General features: G+C 76.0%; 14 protein-coding genes. 9 read left to right on the top strand and 5 right to left on the bottom strand.

Annotated elements, in window-relative coordinates:
- Window positions 1-230: 230 nt before the first annotated feature.
- Window positions 231-980 (bottom strand): ABC transporter ATP-binding protein, encoded by a 750-nt coding sequence (locus ACZ6JS_RS08695; protein ID WP_469296898.1) that lies wholly within the window; start codon window positions 978-980, stop codon window positions 231-233.
- Between the two features lie 202 nt (window positions 981-1182).
- On the opposite strand from ACZ6JS_RS08695, the gene ACZ6JS_RS08690 reads away from it, so the two are divergent.
- The 4 genes from ACZ6JS_RS08690 (at window position 1183) to ACZ6JS_RS08675 (ending at window position 10229) form a co-directional block, all read left to right on the top strand.
- Entirely contained in the window at window positions 1183-4458 is a 3276-nt protein-coding gene (locus ACZ6JS_RS08690; protein WP_469296896.1) for an FtsX-like permease family protein, read from the top strand.
- Window positions 4455-7325 (top strand): hypothetical protein, encoded by a 2871-nt coding sequence (locus tag ACZ6JS_RS08685; RefSeq protein ID WP_469296894.1) that lies wholly within the window; start codon window positions 4455-4457, stop codon window positions 7323-7325. Before ACZ6JS_RS08690 ends, ACZ6JS_RS08685 begins: the two co-directional genes overlap by 4 nt.
- The gene (locus ACZ6JS_RS08680) at window positions 7322-8284 is read left to right on the top strand and encodes an ATP-binding cassette domain-containing protein (RefSeq protein WP_469296892.1); all 963 of its coding nucleotides are present in this window, start codon (window positions 7322-7324) and stop codon (window positions 8282-8284) included. The genes ACZ6JS_RS08685 and ACZ6JS_RS08680 overlap by 4 nt, the downstream gene beginning before the upstream one ends.
- A 541-nt stretch (window positions 8285-8825) precedes the next feature.
- Entirely contained in the window at window positions 8826-10229 is a 1404-nt protein-coding gene (locus ACZ6JS_RS08675; RefSeq protein ID WP_469296891.1) for a virginiamycin B lyase family protein, read from the top strand.
- A gap of 39 nt (window positions 10230-10268) precedes the next feature.
- Here the strand turns inward: ACZ6JS_RS08675 and ACZ6JS_RS08670 are convergent, their stop codons facing one another.
- On the bottom strand, window positions 10269-10661 hold the full coding sequence (locus tag ACZ6JS_RS08670) for a TOBE domain-containing protein (RefSeq protein WP_469296889.1): 393 nt from the start codon (window positions 10659-10661) through the stop codon (window positions 10269-10271).
- Between the two features lie 177 nt (window positions 10662-10838).
- Between ACZ6JS_RS08670 and ACZ6JS_RS08665 the strand changes: the two genes are divergently transcribed.
- The 4 genes from ACZ6JS_RS08665 (at window position 10839) to ACZ6JS_RS08650 (ending at window position 16502) form a co-directional block, all read left to right on the top strand.
- Window positions 10839-11762: an oxygenase MpaB family protein gene (locus ACZ6JS_RS08665; RefSeq protein WP_469296888.1), complete on the top strand. Its 924-nt coding sequence runs from the start codon at window positions 10839-10841 to the stop codon at window positions 11760-11762.
- Between the two features lie 26 nt (window positions 11763-11788).
- A complete protein-coding gene (locus tag ACZ6JS_RS08660; RefSeq protein WP_469296886.1) occupies window positions 11789-13855 on the top strand; it encodes a serine/threonine-protein kinase in 2067 nt (688 codons plus the stop codon).
- Entirely contained in the window at window positions 13852-15420 is a 1569-nt protein-coding gene (locus tag ACZ6JS_RS08655; RefSeq protein ID WP_469296885.1) for a phytoene desaturase family protein, read from the top strand. Before ACZ6JS_RS08660 ends, ACZ6JS_RS08655 begins: the two co-directional genes overlap by 4 nt.
- 77 nt (window positions 15421-15497) lie before the next feature.
- Window positions 15498-16502, top strand: a complete 1005-nt coding sequence (locus tag ACZ6JS_RS08650; RefSeq protein WP_469296883.1) for an alpha/beta fold hydrolase — start codon at window positions 15498-15500, stop codon at window positions 16500-16502.
- A 50-nt stretch (window positions 16503-16552) separates the two neighbouring features.
- On the opposite strand, the gene ACZ6JS_RS08645 is transcribed toward ACZ6JS_RS08650, so the two are convergent.
- Window positions 16553-17002: a nitroreductase family deazaflavin-dependent oxidoreductase gene (locus ACZ6JS_RS08645; protein ID WP_469296881.1), complete on the bottom strand. Its 450-nt coding sequence runs from the start codon at window positions 17000-17002 to the stop codon at window positions 16553-16555.
- A 39-nt stretch (window positions 17003-17041) separates the two neighbouring features.
- Window positions 17042-18253 (bottom strand): FAD-dependent monooxygenase, encoded by a 1212-nt coding sequence (locus ACZ6JS_RS08640; protein WP_469296880.1) that lies wholly within the window; start codon window positions 18251-18253, stop codon window positions 17042-17044.
- A gap of 78 nt (window positions 18254-18331) precedes the next feature.
- Between ACZ6JS_RS08640 and ACZ6JS_RS08635 the strand changes: the two genes are divergently transcribed.
- Window positions 18332-18952 carry a TetR/AcrR family transcriptional regulator gene (locus tag ACZ6JS_RS08635; RefSeq protein ID WP_469296879.1) on the top strand — a complete coding sequence of 207 codons (621 nt, stop codon included), beginning with the start codon at window positions 18332-18334 and terminating at the stop codon, window positions 18950-18952.
- A 184-nt stretch (window positions 18953-19136) separates the two neighbouring features.
- Here ACZ6JS_RS08635 and ACZ6JS_RS08630 read toward each other — a convergent pair whose 3' ends face one another.
- The gene (locus ACZ6JS_RS08630) at window positions 19137-23885 is read right to left on the bottom strand and encodes a thioesterase domain-containing protein (protein ID WP_469296877.1); all 4749 of its coding nucleotides are present in this window, start codon (window positions 23883-23885) and stop codon (window positions 19137-19139) included.
- Window positions 23886-23894: the final 9 nt, after the last annotated feature.

The following is a 23894-nucleotide window of genomic DNA, read 5'->3' as shown; positions in this document are numbered from 1 at the left end:
AGCCCATGTCCCGCAGAGCGGCGGCCTCGGCGGAGACCGCCCCGCCATGGCCGCGACGGCGGTGTTCCCGGTGCACGCCCATCGGGTTCGAGCGGACCTGGCCCGCCCGCTCCGGCCCCCACCCCGATCCGCCCCCGGCCCCACCGGCTCCCCGAGGTCGCGGTGCAGTCCACGGCTCGCCGACCCCCAGCGTTCCGGACAACAGGGCCCCCAGGACCGGCCGCCGGTGGCTATGGGGCTGCGGGGGCCGGGGAGTGTTCGACGAGGCGGCCGTCGCGCAGCTCCACCACGCGGTCGGCGAGTTCGATCAGGTTGGGGTCGTGCGTGGCGACGAGGACGGTGACCGACTCGCTGCGCACCACCGCGCGCAGCAGCTCCATGATGGACCGGCCCGTTTCGGAGTCGAGCTGGCCCGTGGGCTCGTCCGCGATGATCAGGTCGGGGTCGTTTGCCAGGGCCCGGGCCACCGCCACGCGCTGCTGCTGGCCGCCGGAGAGTTCGCCGGGGCGCTGCTCGGCGTGGTCCGCGAGGCCGACGAGGGCGAGCAGGGTGCGGGCGCGCTCCTCGCGTTCCCTGGCCGGGAGCCGGCGCAGCCGCATGGGTACGCCGACGTTCTCGGCGGCGGTGAGGACGGGTATCAGGCCGAAGGACTGGAAGACGAAGCCGACGCGGTCGCGGCGCAGGGCGAGCAGGTCCGGCTCGCCCAGGGACGCCAGGTCGGTGCCGTCGACGCTGATCCGGCCGGACGTCGGGCTGTCGAGGCCGCCGACGAGGTTCAGCAGGGTGGTCTTGCCGGAGCCCGACCGGCCCTTGAGGGCGGTGAGTTCGCCCCGGCGGACCTCGAAGGACACGCCGCGCAGGGCGTGGACGGCCTGCGCCCCGGTACCGAAGCTGTGGCGTACGTCGTCCACGACCACGATCGGTGTCCCGCCGGCCTCCCGGGCCGCCGGGACCGTGGCCGTTTCCTGGTGGTCCGTCATCGCCTGTACCCCCCCGTTGGGCCGTCCGAGCGGAGCGTCCAGCTCCGGTCTCGCGCCGCGCTCACGCTGCTGCTGCAACATTCTGATCGCATTTGCGCATCCGCCGCACCAATCACGCAAGCCCCTTCCGTCCATGGCTCGAATCTGACAACATCGTCCGCTATCCGGTACCTGGAGTCCGGACGGGGGAGGAACTCAACACGTGCTCGGCTTCGTCCTGCGCCGGCTGCGCGGGCGATGGCCGCTCGCCGTCGCCGTGCTGCTCACCGTACTGATCACCGCGACCGCTCTGACGGCGCTGACGGCCTTCACCCGCGGCGTGGGGGAGGAGGGGCTGCGGCGGGCCCTGACCGGCCCGGAAAAGCCCCGGACCGCCGTCGTGATCACCAGCGGCCATCCCGCCGAGGCCCGCACCAAGGACGACGAGTCCGTCCGCGCCTACGCGGAGGAGGTGTTCGGGCGGCTCCCCGTGGACGCTGAGAGCGTGGCTCGCAGCCGTTCCTACGGGCTCCCCGGCACCGCCGCCTCCGGCCAGGACGCCGACCTGACCCTGCTCGCCGCCTTCGGCCGCGACCACGTACGGCTGCTCGCCGGCCAGTGGCCCGGCCCGGTCACCGCCAACGCCGGGACCGCCACCGCCCCGGCACCGGTACAGGTCGCCGTGCCGCGCGCCGCCCTCGCCCGGCTCGGCCTCTCCGAGTCCGCGCTGCCCGCACCGGTCCGCCTCGACGACCGGTTCGGCGGCCCCCCGCTCACCGTGCTGGCCACCGGCGTGTACCGGGCCGCCGACCCGGACGCCGGATACTGGCGGCTCGACCCGCTCGGCGGCCGGGAGGTCCAGTCCAGCACCCTCGCCACCTACGGTCCGCTGATGGTGGACGACAGCGCCTTCACGACGGGCGCACTCCTGCAGAACTACCGCCTCACCCTGCTGACCCCGGACCTGCGCACCCTGCGCACCACCGAGGCCGAGGCGATCAGGGACGCCACCGAACCGGCCGCGGCCGACCTCGAGCGCACCACCTCCCTCCGGGCCGCCACCGAACTGCCCAAGGTCCTCGCCGAACTGGACTCCGGCCTGCGCGTCGCCCGCTCGACCCTGATGATGGGCGCCCTCCAGCTCGCCGTCCTCGCCACCGCCGCACTGCTCCTCGTCTCCCACATCGTCACGGTCCGCCAGGAGCCGGAGCGCGTCCTGCTCACCGCCCGCGGCGCCTCCCGCCGCCGGCTCGGCGCCCTGAGCGCGGCCGAGTCCCTGCTGCTGGCCCTGCCCGCCGCCGTCCTGGCGCCGCTGCTGACCCCGCCCCTGCTGCGCCTGTTCAGCCGGCTCGGACCGCTCGAGCGGGTCCGCCTTGAGATCCCTGACACCTGGCTGGTCTGGCCCGTCGCGGCCGGCTGCGCCCTGGCGTGCGTCCTGCTCACGACCCTGCCCTCCGTCCTGCGCGGCGCATCGGCCGCCGTCCTGCGCCGCGCCGGCAGCCGCCAGGCGGTGGTGTCCGGGGCCGCCCGCTCCGGCCTGGACCTGGCCGTGGTGGTCCTCGCCGTCCTCGGTCACCAGCAGCTGTCGCAGTACGGCGGGACGGATGCGCCGCCCGCCACCGGCTTCGGCGGCGGCCTCGGCGTGGACCCCGTCCTGGTCGCCGCCCCGGCGCTCGCCCTGTGCGCAGGCACACTGCTCGTGCTGCGGGTACTGCCGTTCGCCGCGCGTGCCGGAGGACGCCTGGCCGCGCGCGGCCGGAGCCTGGCGCCGGCCCTGTTCGGCTGGCAGCTCGCCCGGCGCCCCGGCCGCGCCACCGGGCCCGTGCTGCTCCTCGTCCTCGCCGTCTCCAGCGGGATCCTGGCCCTCGGCCAGGACTCCGCCTGGTCCGCGTCCCAGCGCGACCAGGCCGACTTCGCGACCGCCGGCGGTCTGCGGATCTCCGCGAGCAGCATGCCCGCGATGGGACAGGGCGGACGCTACGGGGCCCTGCCGGGCGGCGACCGCCTCAACCCGGTGGTCCGCCGCGAGCAGCAACTGCCCGGCGGGGTCGTCGCCGACGTCCTCGCGCTCGACGCCGCCAAGGCGGGCGAACAGGTGCCGCTGCGCGCCGACCTGCGGGGCGGCCGCGACATGCGCGACCTCTTCGGCCCGCTCGCCGACACCGCCGCCCAGAGCCCCGGCGTCGCACTGCCCGGCAACCCGCGCCGGATCGACCTCGATGTGACCGTACGCTCCTCCGGCACCGGCTGGGCCGCCGTCAGCATGCTGCTGCGCGACCGGTTCGGGTCGGTGCACGGCACACAGTCCGTCACCCTGCCGACGGGCGGCGACGCCACCCTCGCCTTCCCCCTGGACACACTGACCGGAGCCCCGGTCGGATCGGCCGCGGCCCCGCTGACCCTGGCGGGCCTGCGCCTCTCCTACGCCGGGGACGGCGGCCCGCCCGGCGACGGCAGCGAACTGATCCTGCGCCGGATCGGCGTCTCCGACACCGTCGACGGCGCCGCGGCGGCGGTCCCCGCTCCCGCCACCGCCGGCCCGGGCGGCTGGCGGGCGCTGCCCCCGCAGGGGCAGCGCATCCAGCGCGCCCCCGAACCGTCCCCCGGTCCGGCCGGATCCACGGACCTGGCGGGGCTGCGCTACTGGGGCGGGTTCGGCACCGACAGGGGGGTCACCGTCGTCCTGTTCCCGGCGCCGGCCGCGCCGCCCGCCGAAGCCGTCCCGGCCGTCGCCACCACCCGCTACCTGCGCAGCGTGGGCGCCGCCGTCGGAGACACGGTCCCGGTCCCGATGGACGGGGCGACCGTCCCCATGCGGATCACCGCCGCCGTGGACTCCCTCCCCGTGGCCGGGCGGACGGCGCTCGCCGCCGACCTGCGCACGCTCGGCCGGTTCCTGCTGGAGTCCGCCGGCCGGCAGCCGGGCCCGCCCACCGAGTGGTGGCTGCCCGCCGCCTCGGAGGCGGACCCGGTCCCCGCCCGGGCCGCCGCCGAACTGCGCGCGGGCGTCAGGACCGAGCGCGTCCAACTCCGCGAGGAGATCACCGACCGCCTGCTGGACGACCCGCTGAGCGCCGGCCCGCAGAGCGCGCTGGCCGCCCTCGCCGTCGCCTGCGCGGTCCTGGCGGCCATCGGCTTCGCGACGGCCACGGCCGCCGAACGAAGGGTGCGCGGCCGGGAGTTCTCCGTCCTGCTCGCCCTGGGCACGCCACGCCGGTCACTGGCCGTGGCGGCCGCCGCCGAGGGCGGGGTGCTGATCCTCATCGGGACCGCCGTGGGGACCGGACTGGGCGTGGCCCTCGTCCATCTGATGGCGCCCCTGATCGTCCTGACCCCCTCGGCCGGGCGGCCGTTCCCGCCCGTGCAGGTGGACATGCCGCTCTGGCAGATCCTGCTGACGGCCGCCGCCATCGCCGCCGTCCCCCTGCTGTCGGCCGCCTCCAGCGGCCCCCGGGGCCGCGACATCGCCGCCCGGCTGCGCCCCGTGGAGGAGATGTGACCACCCCGCCGTCCGCGACCCCGCAGCCGTCCGGCTCCAGGCCGCCCGCCGCGCCGCGGCCCGCGCCGTGGGTGCGTACCCGGCTCCGCGCGGCTCCGGTCGGAACCCTGCTCGCCGCCGCCCTGGCGTTCGTCGCCGTCCTGCTCGCCGCCGCGCTGCCGAGGGCCCAGGACCGCGGCGCCGACCAGGCCCTCAGGTCCTTCCTGAACGACACCGGGCCGACCCGCACCAGCCTCCAGGCGACCGCGCCGGCACCGGCGTCCGGGCAGAGCGCCCAAGCCCTGGACCAGACGCTGAAGAGCCTGCTCGCCCGCACCGGTGACACCTTCCACGTCGACGCCGGGAAAGTCGTCCACGGCACGCGGACCGACAAGCGACAGCCGCTGATGAATCCGGAACTGTCCCGGCCGCACCGCATCCCGCCCGAGATGTCCCTGCTGTACGTCCAACAGGCGCAGGACCACGTGAAGCTGGAGGAGGGGCGCTGGCCGAGCGGCGCCCCACGGCCCGCCACAGGCACCGCGTACGCGCCCCCGCTCCAGGTCGCCCTGTCACGGCAGGCCGCCGAGACCATCGGCGCCCGGGTCGGCTCCGTCCTGGCGAGCGCCCCCCTGGTCGACGGCACACCGTCCGTGGAGGTCGTGGGCCTCTTCTCGGTCCCGGACGAGACCGAGGACTTCTGGGTGGGCATGGACTGCCTCCCTCGCGCCTGCAAGAAGTTCGTCGGCGACAGCCACCTGTGGGAGGCCGACGCCTTCATCGGAGCCGGCGACCTCGACCGGATGGACCTCTGGGGCCACGACGCCCAGGACTTCTGGCGCCTCCCCGTCGACGTAAACCGCCTGCGGGCCGACCGGCTCGACGCCACGAAGGAGGAGATCGCCTCCTACGTGGCCGGCCCCACCGCCGCCACCCTCTCGTTCGAGACCCGCCGCGAGCGGCTGCGGACGACCTCGTGGCTGCCCGAACTGTTCGAGCAGGCACACGAGCGCAGGCAGGCGGCGGCTCCGCTCGCACTGATCGGACCCGCCGGCGTCGGCGGGGTCGCCTTCGTCGTCCTGTGCCTCGCCGGTGCGCTCGCCGCGGACCGGCGCGACGCCGAACTGCGGCTGCTGCTGGCGCGCGGCGGTTCCCGCTCCGCCATCGCCGGCCGGCTCCTCGGGGAGGGCGCCGTGACCGTCCTCCCGGCCGCGGCCGCCGCCACCGCGCTCGCCGTGCTCCTGCTGCCCACCCCACGGCTCGCCCCCGCACTGCTCTCGGCCGCGACCGTCGCGCTGCTCGCACTGCTGGCCTTCCCCGTCCGGGCGGCCGTGCTGCTGACCCCGCCGCGCCCGGCCGGGCGCTGGCGCCGGCCCGTGGCCGAACTGCTCGTCCTCGCCGCCACGGCCGCCGCCGTCCTGGAGGTCCGCCGCCGCGGGGTCGCCCCGGCCGGCAGCGACCCGGACCCGCTGCTCGTCGCGTCTCCGCTGCTGCTCGCCCTGTGCGGGGCGCTGCTGCTGGCCCGGGTCCAACCGGTGGTGACCGGGTGGTTCGCCCGGGCGGCCGGCCGCAGACCCGGACTGGTCGGCTTCCTCGGACTGGCCCGGGCAGCCCGTGGCTCCGGTGCCCGCGGCTCCGGAAGCTCCGGCCCCTCGGTCCTGCCGATGGTCGCTCTGCTGCTCGCCATCACCACCGGGGGGTTCGGAGCCGCCGTCCTGCAGTCCGTGGACTCCAACCGGCTCGGCGTCGCCCGGCTGACGGTCGGCGGCGACGCCGCGATCTCGGCCTTCGGCAAGGCGCACCTCCCGGACGGCCTCGCGAAGGCAGCCGGCGAACTGCCGGGCGTACGGACGTCCGTGCCGCTGTGGGTCGACCACGACTCGGCCCTCGTCGGCACCGTCCAGCGCTCCAGCCAGGTCAACCTGGTCGTCGTCGAGCCGACCGCGTACGCGGAGCTGTCCCGCGTCCTCGGCTGCGGCCCCTTCGCCCCCGCGCTGCTGGCCACGGGCGGCGGGGAGTCCGCGGACGCGCCGGTGCCCGCGCTGTTCAGCTCCGCAGTGGCACGCCTGGGCGGCTCGGGCACGTTCACGATCCAGCCCGGCAACGGCGGCGAGGTGCGGGTCCGGGGTGTCGCCGTGATCGACTGCACCCCGGCGGTCCCGGCCGCGGACGCCGCGACGGTCGTCCTGCCCGCGGGCCGCGCGACGGCCCTCATCGGCGGCCCCGACCGCCCCAACCGGTGGTTCGGCCTCGGACCCGTCGACGGCAACCGGCTGCGCGCGCTGGTCCGGTCCGCACTCCCGGCGGAATCCGCGCCCCCGTCCCCGTCCTCCTCGCCGACCGCCGCGGCCCCCGCCGAGGGCCGGGACCAGGCCCCCGGGGCGCGGCCGGACGACGAGGTGTATCCCGTACGCACCAGCGCCGACGCCGTCGCCGAGCTGGGCGCCGATCCGCTGCAGCGGTCGGCGCAGCGCCTCTTCTGGGCATCGGTGGCCGCAGCGGCCGGCTTCGCCCTGCTGGCCGTACTGCTGACGCTGATGCGGACCGTCCCCGAACGCGCGGCGCTGCTGGCCCGGCTGCGCACGATGGGCCTGCGTCGGCGGCAGGGCGTCGCGCTGATCCTCGCCGAGACCCTGCCGCACACCCTGGCCGCCGCGCTCGGCGGGGCCCTTGCGGCGGCCGCCGCGGTGGCGCTGCTGGGTCCGGCGATGGACCTGTCCACCCTGGTCGGCGCGAGCGTGCCGACCGGCGTACGGCTCACGGCCGGGCCCGTACTGACCCAGGCCCTGGGCCTGGCCGCCCTGGTCGCCGCAGCCGTACTCATCGAGGCGGCGACCTCCGGGCGTCGGCAGATCACCACCGAGTTGAGAGCGGGAGACCAGCGTTGAACAGCGATCAGCCGACGTACGAGGAGCTGCGCCGGCGGGTGACGGCCGCCGCCGAGCCCCGCACCCCGGCGACGGACGCCGCGATCGCCTGCGACCGCCTGGTCCGGATCTTCAGCACGGACGGCATCGAGGTACAGGCACTCCAGGGGCTGGAGCTGACGGTCGCGCAGGGCGACCTGGTGGCCCTCGTGGGCGCCTCGGGCAGCGGCAAGTCCACCCTCCTGAACATCCTGGCGGGGCTCGACGTCCCAACGGCGGGCAGCGCGGCGGTCGCCGGCTACGACCTGCTGGAACTGACGTCCCGGGACCGGCTGCGCTACCGCCGCGAAGCGGTCGGGTTCGTCTTCCAGCAGACGGCCCGCAACCTGCTGCCGTTCCTGACGGCCGCCCAGAACGTGGCCCTTCCCATGCAGTTGAAGGGTGGCAGCGGTCCTCGGCGCGGCGCGGGCGCACGCCGCTCCGCCCGCGTGGCGGAGATCCTGGACGCCCTCGGGATCGGCGACCTGGCTCACCGGCGCCCGGCGGAACTGTCCGGCGGCCAGCAGCAGCGCGTCGCGATCGCCGTGGCGATGGCCAACGACCCCAAGGTGCTCCTGGCCGACGAACCCACCGGTGAACTCGACTCGGAGACGGCCGCGGCTGTCTTCGAGGCCTTCCGGACCGTCAACAAGGAGCTCGGCGTCACCGTGGTCATCGTGACGCACGACCCCATGGTGGCGGGCGAGGTCCGCCGCACGGTCGCGATCCGCGACGGCCGCACCAGCAGCGAGGTCCTGCGCCGCCTGGTGACCGACGAGCACGGTGAGGAATCCGTCAGCGAACGCGAGTACGTCGTGCTGGACCGGTCGGGGCGCGTCCAGCTCCCCGCGAAGTTCCTGGAGGCCCTGGGCATGGAGCACCGGGTCGCGGTCGATCTGGCACCGGACCGCATCGAGCTCCGCCCGGACCGCGCCTGGTAGTGCCGCGATCGGCAGGGTTCACCGGGTCACGACGGCACGGCACCTCGCCGTGCTGTCGGACCGCGCAAGTGCGTTCGGTACGAGCCGCGGTCCTCCCCCGGTAGGAGCCGCGGTCCTCCCCCTTCCGATGCACCGCACCGGACGCCGCGCTCCGGGGGAAACTCCGGCCACAGCGTCAGCCGGGGGGCGAGGCGCCGGGCAACCGGGGCCGCCGGGCAGCCGGGCGCCGGGGCCGTCTCGGCCGGGGCCGGCCGGCCGGGGCCGTCTCGGCCGGATCGCCCGTCACAAGGACCGGACCCCACGGGCGTTCGCCGTGGCGGACCTGCGGCGGGAGCACTCCCATGGGTGTCAGCCTGTTGGCCCACAGCCGACTGACGCGCCGTCACCCCGCCCCCTACGCTGCAGTGCGCGCATGCTCCGGCAGGCCGGAGCGCGCCGCTGTCGCGACCTCACGCGCCGCCCGACAGTGCCCGGACCCGTCGGCGCGGTCTCGCCCGATGACGGGCCCGCCCCCGAACCCCGGCCGAAAGGTCTGCCGCCGATGACCCCCCGCATCCTGGGCGGGCCCCCGCCCCCCACCGCCCGACGCCGCCGTGCGCGCCGGGCCTTCCCGCTGGCCGCCGCCCTCCTCCTCGGCCTGGCCGGCCCGCCCGCCACCTCGGCGGCCGCCCCCGCCCCCGTCCGCGGGGAGGCCGGGGAGATCGCCGAGTACCCGCTGGCCGCCGGCAGCGCGCCGAGCGGCATCACCACGGGCCCCGACGGCAACCTCTGGTTCAGCGAGACCGGCACCAGGAAGATCGGCCGCCTCAGTCCCGCCGGGCAGCTGACCGAGTTCCAGCTGCCCGGCTCCGCCGGCGACGCGCTCGGGATCACCGCGGGCCCCGACGGAAACCTGTGGTTCACGGACGTCGGCGGACGGATCGGGAAGATCACCACGGCCGGCGCCATCACCGAGTACGACCTGCCCCCGGGCAGCGGCCGGCCCTTCGCCATCACCGCCGGTCCGGACGGCAACCTGTGGTTCACGGAGGACCCCGGCGACCGGATCGGGAAGATCACCACAGCGGGCGTCATCACCCGGTACGCCCTGCCCCACGAGGGCGGCGGTCCGGAGAGCATCGTCACCGGGCCCGACGGCAACCTGTGGTTCACCGAGATCCTCGGCAACCGGGTCGGGAAGATCACCACCGGCGGAGCCGTCACCGAATACGACCTGCCGCACCCCGACAGCGGACCGGACGTCATCGCCGCGGGTCCGGACGGCGCGTTGTGGTTCACGGAGCTCTTCGGCAACCGGATCGGCAGGATCACCACCGCCGGAACGGTCACCGAGTACGACCTGCCCACCGCCGACAGCGGCCCGGACGGGATCGCCACCGGGCCCGACGGCAATCTGTGGTTCACCGAGCAGCTCGGGAACCGCATCGGCCGGATCACGCCCTCCGGGCGGTTCGCGCATGACCCGCTGCCCGCCCCGGCGAGCTTCCCGACCCGTATCACCGCCGGTCCCGACGGCGGCATGTGGTTCACCGAGATCGTCGGCGACCGCGTCGGACGCGTCGGGACCGGGGCCGGCCGGCCGAAGGCCGACCTGGCGGTCCGGCTGGACGCGCCGGCCACCGTACGGGAAGGCGATCAGTACACCTACACCGTCACGGTGACCAACGACGGGCCCTTCGCCGCCGCGGACACCGTGGTCAGCCTGAACCTGCCGCGCGGGGCGCAGGTCACCGGCACCGCTCCGGCGGCCGACCACAACGGCACCAACCGGGTGAGCCGGCGGATCGAGGCACTTGGCGCCGGACAGCTGCGGGTCTTCCACGTCACGGTACGGGCCGCCCAGAGGCCCGTCGTCATCGCGACCGCCGAGGCCCGCTCCCGCACCCCGGACCCGAAGCGGAACAACAACACCGACAGGGCGGCGACCCGGGTGACCCGTCCCTGACCGTCCCGCCGCAGAGGCCGGTCCGCATCGATGTGGAGCTCAGTCCACGTCGACGTGGACGCTGGTGGACTTCACGCGGGCGACGGCCCGGACGCCGACCGCGAGTCCGAGCTCCTCGACCGCCTCGCGCGTCAGCAGGGACACCACCCGGTGCGGACCCGCCTGGATCTCGACCTGGGCGCAGACCTCGCCGAGCGTCACCGCGGTCACGATGCCGGACAGCGCGTTGCGGACGGACGTCGCGACCTCGCCGTCATCCTCGGCGGACCCCCGGGCGAGCTCCACACAGAAGGCGGCCAGGTGCGCGCCCTCCACCATCCGCCTGGTGCCCTCCCGCCGGGTCGGGAAGCGGCCGGCGTCGGCCCAGCGACGGGCGGTGTCGGTGCTGACGCGGAGGAGCCGGGCGGCCTCGCCGATGGTGTACAGGTGCACCCCGCAACCCTACGGCGCCGGTCGTCCCGACGGGGCGGCCGGCCCCGATCGGCCCCGTCCCTTCGCCGCCGCCCGCAGGGACTCGTACGGGGCGGGTCGGCGGCCCGACGGCTGCCGGGCGGGCGTCCGCGTCGGTAGGCTGGAACCGCCGGGGCGCCTGCGACGGGGAGGTACGGGATGGGGAACACCGAGACCGGACCCGGGCCCCGGCCCGGGACGGGATCCGGCGCCGACCCCGGGCTCTACGGCCCCGCGTCCGTCACCTGGCAGTGCCACGGCGACCCGATGATGTGGATCGCCGGGGTCCGTGCCCTCTACCTCCAGGCCCTCCATCCGCGCGCCGTCCGGGGCGTCATGGAGAACTCCGACTTCCGGCGGGACGCCTGGGGCCGGCTGCTGCGCACCGCCGACTTCGTCGGCACCCTCACCTACGGCACCACCGAGGCCGCCGAGCGCGCCGGCGGCCGGGTCCGCGCCATCCACCGCAGGCTGTCCGCCACGGATCCGGCCACCGGCCGCACCTTCTCCGTCGACGACCCCGAGCTGCTGCTGTGGATCCACTGCGCCCAGATCGACAGCTTCCTGCACGTCCTGCGCCGATCGGGCATCGCCCTCACCGCCGCCCAGGCCGACCGCTACGTCGACGAGAACCGCGTCAACGCACGCCTCGTCGGCCTCGACCCGGCCGACGTCCCCGCCGACACCGCCCGGCTCGCCGCCTACTTCGAGCAGGTCCGCCCGGAACTCGCCGCCGGCCCCGACGCCCTCGCCGTGGACGACTTCCTGCGCGGCCCGCCCGTCCATCCCCTCCTGGTGCTTGGCCGAAACCTGCTGTGGCGCCCGCTCGCCGGCCTCGCATACGGTTCCCTCCCCGGCTGGGCGCACCAGCTGTATGGGCGGCCCGCTCCCGCCCCGCGCAGCGTCACCCGGCGCCTGCGCCTCACCGGACGCGTGCTGCGCTGCATTCCCGCAGGTCTGCGCTGGAAGCTGCCGCCAGGTCACATCTTGAAAGCGATGCGCCGCATGGGCCCCGGGAGCCGCCCCTCTCCGTACACACTGCGTACATCAGCGGCCATACTGGACCGGCCGGGGAGGGCGTAGCGCGACAACGGGGGCGACTTTAAGACATGGCGGAGTCCAGACTGATCCAGGGCCGGTACCGGTCGCTCGATCTGATCGGGCGCGGCGGCATGGGCGAGGTATGGCGCGCCCGGGACGAATCGCTGGGCCGGCAGGTCGCCGTGAAGTGCCTCAAGCCGCTCGGCGCCGATCAGGACGCCCACTTCACCCAGGTGCTGCGCGAGCGCTTCCGGCGCGAGGCCCGCGTGGCCGCCTCCCTCCAGCACCGAGGCGTCACCGTCGTGCACGACTTCGGCGACGACAGCGCCGCCGGCGGCCCCCTCTACCTCGTCATGGAGCTGCTCGAGGGCCGCAACCTCAGCCAGCTCATGGAGGACAACGAGACCCGCCCCCTCCCCGTGGACGTGGTCGTCGACATCGCCGAGCAGATGGCCGCCGCCCTCGGCTACACCCACGACCAGGGCGTCGTCCACCGCGACCTGAAACCCGCCAACATCATGCGGCTCGTCGACGGCACCGTGAAGATCTGCGACTTCGGCATCGCCCGGCTCGCGCACGACATCGGCTTCACCGCCAAGCTCACCGGCGGAGGCATGGCCATGGGCACCCCGCACTACATGTCGCCCGAGCAGATCGCGGGCGGCGAGGTCGACCACCGCAGCGACCTCTACTCCCTCGGCTGCGTCCTGTACGAGATCGCCACCGGCGCCCCGCCCTTCGACCTCGGCGACTCCTGGTCCGTGCTCATCGGCCACCGCGACACCGCACCCGTGCCGCTGCGTGTGCACCGCCCCGAGCTGCCCGGGTACTTCGAACAGGTGGTCCTGGACCTGCTCGCCAAGTGCCCGGAGGACCGCCCGCAGGACGCCCGCCTCGTGCACCGCAGGCTCGTCGAGTCCCGGCTCGGGCCCGGCGGGCTGCCCGGCGCCCTCGCCCCCCTCCCGGCCTGGGCCCGCGGCATGACCGCGGGCCGCAAGGCCGGCATCGAAGCTCGTCCCGCGAGCGGCGAATGGGCCGTGCTCACCGGCTCCTGGACGGCCGTGCGCCCCGGCGGCGGGCGGCACGGCACCATCGTGCGCCCCGCGCCCGCCGAGGACCCGCGCCTCACCGCGGCGTACGGGTTCCCCCGCCCGTCCGGTCCGCGCGAGAACGGCCCGGACGCGCTCGCGGCCGGCCACGCCCGCGCCTACACCCTCAGCCGCGCGGGCCGCCCCGAGGAGGCACTCTCGGTGTACACGGCCGTGGCCGACGGCCGCGCCAGGGTCCTCGGCCCGGACCACGCCGACACCCTCGCCGCCCGCCAGGAGGCGGCGTACGAGATGGGCCGGCTCGGCCGCCACCAGGAGGCCCACGACGTCTACCGCGCCGTGCTGGTCGCCCGCGAGCGGACCATGGGCCAGCTCCACCCCGACACGCTGCGCTGCCGCCACAACCTGGCCTGCGCGCTGCGGGCGCTGGGCCGGTACGCGGAGGCCCACACCACGGCCGTCGCGGTCGCCGCGGACCGGGCGGCCGTGCTGGGCGCCGAGCACGCGGACACCCTGCTGACCCGTTACGAGGCGGCGTACGTGCTCGGCCGCCTCGACCGCTGGCAGGAGGCACTGGCCGGCTTCCGCGACGTCGCCGCCGCGCGGGAACGGGTCCTCGGCCGCGACCACCCCGACACCCTGGCCGCCCGCTACGAGGTCGGCATCGCCCTGGGCCGCACCGGCGGCAGCGCCCAGGCCCTCGACCTGTTCCGGGCCCTGGTCCGCGACCGCACCCGCGCCTACGGGGCGACCGACCCGGAGACGCTGCGCGCCCGGCACGTCCTCGGCGTCAACCTGGGCCGCCTGGACCGCTGGGAGGAGGCGGTGGCCGAGGCCCGCCAGGTGGCCGCCGTACGGGCCGAGGTGCTCGGCCCCGAACACCCCGACACCCTGGTCAGCCGCCGGGAACTGGCTGTCGGCCTGGGCCGGCTGGGCCGCTGGGACGAGGCCCTCCCGATCTACCGCGACCTCTCCGGCATCCGCGAACGGTCGCTGGGTGACGAGCACCCCGAGACCGTGCTGGCCCACGCCGACGAGGCCCACTGTCTGGAGCGGCTCGGCCAGGTGTGCTACCAAGAGCCATGACGACCTTCGGGCGGGACGTGTACGACGATGTGATCGTGGGCGGCGGGCACAACGGTCTGGTGGCGGCCGCCTACCTGGCCCGGGCGGGCCGGTCGGTGCTGGTGCTGGAGAGGCTGGGGAACACCGGCGGGGCGGCGGTCTCCAGCAGACCCTTCGTGGGTGTCGACGCCCGCCTCTCGCGCTACTCGTACCTGGTCTCCCTGCTGCCCGACAAGATCGTGCGCGACCTGGGGCTGAGCTTCGCCCTACGCCGGCGCACGGTGTCCTCGTACACGCCGACCGAGCGTGACGGGCGGCCCGGCGGACTGCTCGTCGGCGGGGGCGAGGAGCGCACCCGGGCGTCCTTCGCCCGGCTGACCGGCTCGGACCGGGAGTACGAGAGCTGGCGCGCCTTCTACGGGACCACCGGGCGGGTGGCCCGGAGGGTGTTCCCGACCCTGACCGAGCCGCTGCCCACGCGGGCGGAGCTGAGGGCCCGGATCGACGACGAGGCCGCGTGGCGGATGCTGTTCGAGGAGCCGCTGGGGCAGGCGGTGGAGCGGCACTTCGACGACGACCTGGTCCGCGGGGTGGTCCTGACGGACGGCCTCATCGGCACCTTCGCGGACGCGCACGACCCCTCGCTGGCCCAGAACCGGTGCTTCCTCTACCACGTCATCGGCGGCGGGACCGGGGACTGGGACGTGCCGGTCGGCGGCATGGGCGCCCTGACGGACGCCCTCGCGGCGGCCGCGACCAAGGCGGGGGCGGAGATCGCCACCGGCCACGAAGTGCTGCGGATCGACACCGACGGGGCCGATCCGGCCGAGGTGGTGTTCCGTACGTCGACCGGCGAAGGCCGGGTCGTCGGCCGCACGGTGCTGGTGAACGCCTCGCCGCGGGCGCTGGCCGAACTCCTCGGCGAGACCCCGGCCCCGGACCCGGCGACGGCACCCGAGGGCGCCCAGCTGAAGGTCAACATGCTGCTGCGCCGGCTGCCGCGGCTGCGGGACACCACCGTCGACCCGCGCGAGGCATTCGGCGGGACCTTCCACATCGCCGAGGGGTACGAGCAGCTCGCCCGGGCCTACGCGGAGGCCGCCGCAGGGGAACTGCCGTCCGTACCGCCCTCGGAGATCTACTGCCACTCGCTGGCCGACCCGACGATCCTCGGGCCGGAACTGGTCGAGCAGGGCTACCAGACGCTCACCCTCTTCGGCCTGCACACCCCGGCCCGGCTCTTCGGGCACGACAACCGGCAGGCCCGCGAGGTGCTGCTGACCGCCACCCTCGCCCAGCTCGACGCACACCTGGCCGAGCCGCTCACCGACTGCCTGGCCTTCGACGCGGACGGCCGGCCCTGCATCGAGGCGAAGACCCCGCTTGACCTGGAGCGCGAACTGCGGCTGCCGGGCGGCCACATCTTCCACCGCGACCTGTCCTGGCCCCACGCGGACGGGGGCGGCCGGTGGGGGGTGGAGACGGCCCACCGCAACGTCCTGCTGTGCGGCGCGGGTGCGGTCCGCGGCGGCGGCGTCAGCGGGGTCCCGGGCCACAATGCGGCGATGGCGGTGCTCGGTCGCTAGCCCGTCCCGTGCCCCCGCACGCGGGGCGTGTCCGAAACCGGACGGTCGTGCTCGGGCCCGTGCGTACGGTGTTACCCATGAGTAACGTGAGTGGTGCGAGTGACATCGGCGGCGCGCAGCCTTCCGGCGGACGGTCACGGCGCGGGATTTTGAAGGCGGCCGTCGCCGGAGCCGGAGCGGTCGCTGCGGTGAGCGCGGGGGCCTCCGCCGCGACTGCGGACACGCGGAGGCGGGACGCCCCCGTCTTCGTCCTCGTCCACGGCTCCGGAAGCAACTCCTACGGCTGGAGCGCGGTCCTGCGGGAGCTGGCCCTGCGCGGCCACCGGGCGGTCGCGGTGGACCTGCCCGGCCACGGGCCCGGAGCCTACTTCCCCGTCTCCTACCAGGCCCCGCAGGACCTGGAGCGGCTGGCCGCGGAGCCCTCCCCGATCAGTGCCGTGACCCTGGCGGACTTCACTGCCCACGTGGTCGGGACGGTACGCGCCGCGCACCGCAACGGCCCGGTCGTCCTGGTCGGCCAGAGCCTGGGCGGGGTCACGCTGAACGCGGTCGCCAACGAAGTGCCCGAGCTGATCGCCCACTTGGTGTACGCGTCCGCGTTCTGCCCGACGCGGCACAGCTCGGTGCTGGAGCTGATGGCGACGCCGGAGGCCGCCTCCAGCGCCCTGTTCCGGATCCCCGGCTTGAAGACCCCGCCGGAGCTGGGAGTCAACCGGGTCAACTGGCGTTCCGGCGACCCCGCCTTCTTCGCGGCGGTGAAGGACGCGTTGGCGGCAGACTGGTCGGACGCGGAGGTGCGGACACTGCTGAACATCCTCGAGCCGGACGAGTCGGCGGCGATCGGCGCCGCCGACGCCCGCGGACTGCCCGACCGGTGGGGGCGGGTGCCCCGCACGTACCTGCGGTTCGGCGAGGACCGGGCCATCCCGCCCGCCCTCCAGGACCTGATGATCCGCGAGGCGGACGGGACGACGCCGCGCAACCGCTTCCGCGTGCGGTCGCTGGCCGCGCCGCACGTCGGCCCGCGGGACGCGGCCGTGTGGGCGGACGAGCTGGAGCGGGTGGCGCGCACGTGCGGCTGAGGTGACGCGGCAACCGGGACGCGGTCGAGGTGACGGGCCCGTGGGCGTGCCTACGCGGCGGGCTCGATCACCACGATCGGGATCTCCCGGTCGGTCTTGGCCTGGTACTCGTCGTAGGCGGGCCAGTGCCCCACCATCACCGGCCAGTACGCGGCGCGCTCCTCCGCGTTCGCGGTGCGCGCCGTGCCCTGCAGGATCCGCGGGCCGACCTGGATGCGGACCTCCGGGTTCGCGCTCAGGTTGCGGAACCACAGGGGGTGCTTGTCGGAGCCGCCCTTGGAGGCCACGACCAGGTAGCGGCCGTCGGCCTCACCGTAGATGAGCGGCGTGCGCACGGGCTTGCCGGAGACCCGGCCGACGGTGGTGAGCAGGAGGGTCTGGGTGCCGTTCCAGTACTGGCCCTCGGTGCCGCCGGAGCCCGCGTACTGCTCGACGTGCTCCAGCTGCCAGCTTCCGGCCGGCGGGTCGGTCGGGTGGTCCCAGTCGATTCCGGTCGTCATGGGTTGTCGCCTGCCTTCGTGTCGAACGGTCAACGAACCTCACCATCGAGTGCCAACGCCCGCGGGTGCGCCGTCGATTCCGGCCGGAAGGGTGAACCCGTCGAGTACACCGTCCATCGCCCGGTGCGCCACCGCGGCCGGTGTGGCGCGGACGGCGAGGTCGCGCAGGGCGGCGGCGAGGGGGTGGCTGACGGCGGCGATGCGGCCCGCGCGGCGGGCCCGGACGCGGATGGCGTCGGTGCGTGCGCAGCGGGCCGTGCTGTAGGCGGCGAGGGCCTGCGGAACGCCCCCGGGGCCGGCTCCGTCCAGGAGGTGGGCGAGGACCACGGCGTCCTCGACGGCCTGGCACCCGCCCTGCCCGAGGTTCGGCGTCATGGCGTGGGCGGCGTCGCCGAGCCAGGCCAGGCGCCCGTGGTGGAACCGGGGGAGCGGCGCCGCGAGGTCGTAGAGGTCGTGCTGGAGGACGGCCGCCGGGTCGATCCGTTCCAGCAGGGCCGGTATCGGGTCGTGCCAGGTGCCGTAGCGGCGCAGGAGTTCGGCGCGGACGTCGGCGGGGCGGTGGCCCTCGGGCGCGACGGCGGTGGCGTAGACGTAGGTCCTCCCGTCGGCGAGCGGGACCACTCCGAAGCGCTCGCCGCGGCCCCAGGTCTCCGCGGTCGCCGCCCCGGCCGGGCTCGCGGCGGCCGGCAGGACGGTGCGCCAGGCGGTCTCCCCGCTGTGGCGCAGGCCCGGGTGGTCCGGGAAGTGGCGGCGGCGCAGCGGGCTGTGGATGCCGTCCGCGGCGACCACGAGGTCGGCGGAGCCCTCGAGGTCGCCGGCCGAGGTCCGGACCACCGGGAAGCCGTCGGCGCCGTCCACGGCCGTGACCGCGACACCGTAGCGGACCGTCCCCGCGGGGAGCGCCGAAGCCAGGGCCTCGGCGAGGGCCGAGCGGTGCAGGGCGAGCGGCGGGCCGCCGTAGCGGGCGGCCAGGGCCGCGGTGTCGGCGCGGCTCAGCCAGCGGCCGTCGGGGCGGCGCAGGCCCATGGCGGCCGGCAGGGCGCGCACCGCCGCACCGCTGATGTCGAAGCCGATGGTGTCGAAGGCGCGCAGGGCGTTGGGGGCGAGGACGATCCCTGCGCCGACGGCGGCCGGGCCTGGGGCCCGCTCGCACACGGTCACCTGCCAGCCCTTGCGGTGCAGGGCCAGCGCCGCGGTGAGGCCGCCGATCCCCGCCCCTGCGACGACCGCGTGACGCTGAACTGCCGACATGACGGATCCCTGCCTTCCTCCCGTCCTCTACATCTGTAGAGGATCAACGCATTCACTCTACAGCTGTAGAGTTGCCGGATGTCCACCGCTCCCCCTGCTGATCGCAGAACGCTGATCGCCGACACCGCGATCGGCCTCGTGGCCGCCGCCGGCCTCCGGGGCCTGACCCACCGCGCGGTCGACGCGGCCGCCGGGCTGCCCGCGGGCAGCACCTCGTACTACTTCCGTACGAGGACGGCCCTGATCGCGGCCTGCTACCAGCGGCTGGCCGAGCTGGACCTCGCGGACGTGGACGACGGCGGTCCCCTCGGGTCCGCCCCGCCCGCCCCCGCGGTGGCGCCGGACCGGGATGCGGCCGCCGCCGCGCTGGCCGGGCTGCTGTACCGCTGGCTGACCGTGGGGCGGGAGCGCCAGCTGGCCCGCTTCGAACTGAGCCTGGAGGCGGCCCGCAACCCGGAGCTGCAGGCGGACCTGCGCCGGGCGGGGCAGGGGGCCCGGGTCCGGGCCGCGGGCGTCGCCGCCGCGCTCGGGTCCGACCGGCCCGACGAGGCCGCCGAACTGCTGGTCGCCTGGACCGAAGGGCTTCTCTACGACCGGCTGGCAGGCGCCCTCGCCCGCTCCCGTCCGGCCCCCGACCTCACCGAACTGACCGCCGTCGCCCACCGGATGCTCGCCGCGGCCCTGGCGGACCCGGCCTGACGCGGAAGAGCCCCACCGCGCCGGGGGATGTGGCGGCGGGGCTCTTCCATCGGTACGCACCGGCGGGATCAAGGCGGGAGGGCCGGTGCGTTCCTCCTGGTGGAGTGTGCACACGCTACGCCCGGGGTGGCTGAAAATACACCCCTTCGCATGGCTTGAATCGGGGGCTCGTGAGGGTCAGGATTTACTGTTCGGGCCCGCCCGAAGTCCGCGCCCACGCCTGGTCGAACATCTCGTGCAGCGGCGCTGTCGGCAGCAGCCGGACGAACGGTGCGAGGACGTCTCCGCGCCACAGCGGCGACGCCAGGTGGCTCGCCAGCTTCACCGTCTCCAACGGCAGGTGCGGGGCCTTCAGCTCGGTCCACCCCCCGGGCAGGAACACCGTCCGGCCGGCCCGCGCCCGCTTCGCCTCCACCACCGCGCCCGTGGCGAGGAGTTCCGCCCGCGCCGCCGTGTGCTGCTTGGCCGACCAGCCGTTCCACCGCCGCACGTTACGGTCGGTGGGCGCGGCCAGCGCCGCCAACTGCAGGTACAGCGCGGCCGCGTCCGCGCCGGTCCCCAGTTCCACGGCCACCCGCGCGACCAGCTCCGGGCAGGACCGCCGCGGGTCCGCCTCGTACGCGCCGGCCTCCACCGCCCCCGAGCACGCGCGGCGCATCATCCGCTCCAGCCCGCCGCCGGCCAGCAGCAGCGCCGCCCGGTCCACGGCATCGGTGAGGCCGGTGATCGCGCGGATCCGCCCCCGCACGCCGGGGTCGTGGGCCCGCGCCGGCCGCAGGAAGGCGGCACCGCCGGGCGCGCACACCACCAGCGCACCGGAGTCGTACGCCGTCACCGGCGGCTTCCCGTCGTCCTCGCGGTGGTCCTCCACCACCGGCAGCCGCTCGGGTCCGAACTGCTCCGCGATCGGCACCGTGCTGTCCGCGACGATCCCGCCGGGCAGCGCCAGCAGCAGTTCCGGCCGGTCCAGTTCGGCGCGCAGCCGCTCGTACAGGTCCACCGCACCGGCCACCGCGGGATCACCGACGGGCCGGTCCGTCCAGGCCCACACCAGTGCGCTCGCGAGCCGGCCGACGGCCAGACCCACCGGGGTGCGGCGCGGCAGTTCGGGTCCGGCCGGGGGAACGGCCCGGACCTCCACCCTGCTGCCGTACCGAGTGGCTGCCAGCTCCCAGCCGGCCGCCTCCACGGTCGCGTCCGCGGCGGCCCCGTAGCCGCCGGCCAGCCGCCGGGCCCACACCTGCGACAACCCGAGGTCCGCCTCGAGGGCGTCGGCCGCCTCGTCGTGCACCGCCGCCTCGGTCCCGAGCAACTCCCGCCACACCCCAGCCATCCGCTCCACGGCAGCCTCGACCCCGCCCGGCCGCCACAGCTCCTCCGGGTCCGCGGGCAGGGCCGCCGCCAGGACGGCACGCCGGCCGGCAGCCCCCAACCGCTCGCGCAGCACCTCGTACGACTCGGCCGTCATCGGCGTCGCCCGGTACGGGGCCCTGCGGGCCAGGGCACGCTGCTCGTCCCGGTCCGGACGGCCGACCAGACCGGCCACCACCAGCCGGGCCACGGCAGTGCGCACGCCGGTCAGTTCGGCGAAGCGTGCGGCCGCCGACTCCGGGAGCGGTACGGGGCCGCGCGCGTCGACCGCGGCCGCCAGGGCACGCAGCCGGGCGGCGTCGTCCCGGTCCACGCTGACGAGCCGCGCCTGCGCGACCGCGGCGGGCACCGGGTCCCCGCCCTGAGGTCCGGCGGCTGCGGGCGCCACGAACCAGCACTGCGACCCGCCGGCACGAACGGGCGCGGACGCGACCGCGGTCGCACCGGCCCGCAGTCCGTCCAGCACCTCGGCCGGTGCCCGGCCCACCCACCACCTGCCGCCCGCACGCGCGACGGGCTGGTCCGCCCAGGTGTCCAGGAGCGCCAGCAGAGCGGCCCGCTCCCCGTCCGGCGTCGGCGCCACCACCGCCCGCCACGCGGCGGCGTCGATCGAGCCCAGCAGCTGGGACCAGTCGTGCGGCGGCGCCGGCGGTGAAAGCCGCCGCACCTCCTCCGTGATCGTCCCGGCCAGGCAGGCGCCGTCGGCGGCGAGCGCACCCAGCGTCGCCGGCAGGGCCACGTCCGCGGTACGCCGCCAGGTGCCGCCCCCGCCGTCCGCGACCAGCCCGAACAGCGCCGGCATCAGCTCGGTGTCCGGCGCCGGCCGGCGCGGCAGGGCCGCCGGAGCCTCGAGCAGCAGGCTCACACGCCGGTGCAGGGCGCGCCGCCGCTCCTCCACCCGGGCGGCCCGCCCGGCCACCGCCACCACGGCCTCGACCAGCACCGGGTCGGTGACGTCCGGCAGCTCCCGGGCCACGGCCGCGCGCAGCGCGCCCGGACCGTCGAGGGCCGCGTCCAGCAACGCCTGCGCCGCCGCGGGCTCCACCGTCCGCAGCGCCCGGGAGCCCGCGGCGTCCCGGGTGCGCAGCAGGTACCAGAAGGCCGGCGGCAGGGCCGCGCCCCCCGACACGGTGACCCGGCGGGTCACCGTGCCCCGCGACCGGCCGGGCGTGGGGTGGCCGTCCAGCTCCCACAACAGCGCCCCGTCGGCCGCGTAGGCGCGTACCCCCGTGAAGGTCTGCGCCTCGGCGAGGACCACGTCCTGCGCCGCGCCCTCCGGCGGGGCCCACAGCCCCCACGGCTGCTGGCCCGGCCGGTCGATGTCGAAGCGGGCGCGGCGCCCGTCCACGCTCTCCACCAGGTAGTGGTCGGGCGCCGGATCGCGGTGCCCCGTACGGAAGAGGACGCGCGTCCCGACCAGTCCCTCGCGGCTGCCCAGCGGGGAGCCGGGCAGCCCCGCGGGCAGCGGTGCCAGCTGGAGTGCCTCGACGTCGAGAGCCATGCCGGCCTCGGACGGCTCCGCGGCCGGGTCGGGGTCCGGAGCCCGTCCCGGGAAGTCGGGCAGCGCGGCCGCGCCCCGCGCTTCCCCGGTGACCGGGTCGACGAGTTCCCAGGGACGCCGCCCGAAGACGGCGTTGGTCCAGATCCGTGAGCCGTCGCCGAGCTGCAGCTCGTCCCGGTCGATGCCCTCGCGGCCGCCCGGGCGCAGCACCCGGTGCCCGCCGTGCCGCCCCCCGCCGTCGGCCGTCTCGAACTGGAAGCCGTACGCGCCGTCCAGGCTGCCGCCGCACGGCACCAGCCCGCCCGTCTCGTCCGGCGTGAAGGGCTCGTCGGGGCGGTCGGCCCAGAAGGCGACGTCGCAGTGGTAGCGGTTCCCGGGGGTCCAACTCACCAGGAAGGAGCCTCCCACATAGTGCACCGCGTACATCGTCGCCTCCCCGGGCACCGTGAACCGGCAGGAGCCCCGCACCCCGTCGGGGGCGACGGCGACCGCCCGGTCCCGTCCGAACACCGTGAGCACGGGCCAGGTCGAGGTCACCCCCGCCACCCCGGGCAGCACCGCGTCCGCCTCCTCGGCTCCGGCGTCCGCCGCGAACTGCGCGTACACGGCCTCCAGGGCCGGCCACGCCAGTTCCTCCGGCAGCCCGGCCGCCAGCGAGCGCCGCAGGGCCCCCGCCGCGCCCGCCCCGGCCAGGGCGTCGCCGATCCCGCCGAGCGCCGACACCGTCGGCCGGTCCAGCAGGACCTCCAGCTCGGCGACGGCCTCCTCGGCCCCCGCCATGCCGCCGCCCGAGACCGTGTCGACGAGCTTGCCGACGCGTACGGCCACCTCCTGGGCGATGCCCTCGTTGCCCGGCAGCAGCGTCACCGCCGACCCCGCCCGCCGCGTGGGTCCCGCCGGCCACCGGGGCCTCAGCCCTGCGTGCACCGTGCCCTCCAGCCGGGGTCCGAACACCGGGTCCGCGGCGAGGGCGGCGAGGTCCCGGCGGGAGTCCGTTCCCCAGAAGCGCATCCGGATCTCCGGCCCCGGATCGACGACCGGGACGCCCGCCGCGAGACACGCGTCCAGCACGTCCGCGTCGAAGCCCTGGTAGTGGTGCCGGGTGGTGTGCACCGTGACGGGCGCGCCCACCGCCCGCAGCCGCGGCCCCAACCGGCCGACCAGATCGAGGAACTCGGGCGGCAGCGGCTGGCGGGCGACACCGCCGCCCGACTGCGCCGCGTACTGGTACATGCGGACGAAGCCGCCGACCCACTGGTGCAGCCCGCCCTCGGGGACCACCCGCCCGGCCTCCATCGCCTCCGTCGCACCGCAGGCGATTAGCATGCGCAGCCACGCCCCGCCGTCGGTGGCCCCGTCCGGGAAGACCTCCACCAGCCCCGCGGCGACGGCGTCCGCCGGCGGATGGGCCGCCAGGACCGGGGCGGCGGCCGTCAGCAGCGCGTCCGGTACCGACTTCTTCCGGGTGACCGACAGGATCGCGCCCACCAGCCGGGCGACCTCCTCGGTCCCGAGCCCGGCGGCCTTCGCGGACGCCCTCACCCGCCGCACCAGGTCCGCCGGGAGGTCCGCCGCCGAGCCGGCCCACGCGGTGAGGAACACTTCCAGGGCCGTGTGGGCCGCGGCCGGATCCAACGTCTCTGCGAGGAACCGCTGATGCGCCCCGAACTCCTTGGCCGGCATGGCGCCGCCCCTGGCGAACAGCAGGGCGTTGGCCCGGCGGTAGGCGGCGTCCACCGGCAGCCCGTGGCGCCCTTCTGCCGCACGGGCCGCCGCGTAGGCCCGGCCGCCCGGGCGGCTCCCGCGGCCGATCAGCCGGTGGCCCACGGTGTCCCAGAACCACGGCAGGTGGGCGGGCGGCAGCCGGCGTGCCCGCGCCGTCATCGCGTCGACGAACCGGCCCGGCTTGGCCCAGGACCGGTTGAGCTCGGTGTCCATGGCGTCGATCAGGTCGCGTGCGGCTCGGGCGGCGCCCGGATCGTGGACGGCGACCCAGTCGGCGTAGGTGGTGGAGCGGTGCGTGCCGGCGGTGGGCAACAGGGCGTCGAGCGAGGCGATCATGTCCTGGAT

It is taken from the genome of Streptomyces sp. NPDC046349, from assembly GCF_055587885.1.
The sequence above is the reverse complement of the archived record's forward strand: the minus strand, read 5'-3'. Positions and strand labels throughout refer to the sequence as shown.

Excerpts from the sequence above, each read along its gene's own strand:
- ACZ6JS_RS08635 (WP_469296879.1), top strand. The coding sequence starts at position 18,332 with ATGTCCACCGCTCCCCCTGCTGATCGCAGAACGCTGATCGCCGACACC.
- ACZ6JS_RS08645 (WP_469296881.1), bottom strand. The coding sequence starts at position 17,002 with ATGACGACCGGAATCGACTGGGACCACCCGACCGACCCGCCGGCCGGA.
- ACZ6JS_RS08675 (WP_469296891.1), top strand. The coding sequence starts at position 8,826 with ATGACCCCCCGCATCCTGGGCGGGCCCCCGCCCCCCACCGCCCGACGC.
- ACZ6JS_RS08655 (WP_469296885.1), top strand. The coding sequence starts at position 13,852 with ATGACGACCTTCGGGCGGGACGTGTACGACGATGTGATCGTGGGCGGC.
- ACZ6JS_RS08695 (WP_469296898.1), bottom strand. The coding sequence starts at position 980 with ATGACGGACCACCAGGAAACGGCCACGGTCCCGGCGGCCCGGGAGGCC.
- ACZ6JS_RS08630 (WP_469296877.1), bottom strand. The coding sequence starts at position 23,885 with ATGATCGCCTCGCTCGACGCCCTGTTGCCCACCGCCGGCACGCACCGC.
- ACZ6JS_RS08660 (WP_469296886.1), top strand. The coding sequence starts at position 11,789 with ATGGCGGAGTCCAGACTGATCCAGGGCCGGTACCGGTCGCTCGATCTG.
- ACZ6JS_RS08640 (WP_469296880.1), bottom strand. The coding sequence starts at position 18,253 with ATGTCGGCAGTTCAGCGTCACGCGGTCGTCGCAGGGGCGGGGATCGGC.
- ACZ6JS_RS08665 (WP_469296888.1), top strand. The coding sequence starts at position 10,839 with ATGGGGAACACCGAGACCGGACCCGGGCCCCGGCCCGGGACGGGATCC.
- ACZ6JS_RS08650 (WP_469296883.1), top strand. The coding sequence starts at position 15,498 with ATGAGTAACGTGAGTGGTGCGAGTGACATCGGCGGCGCGCAGCCTTCC.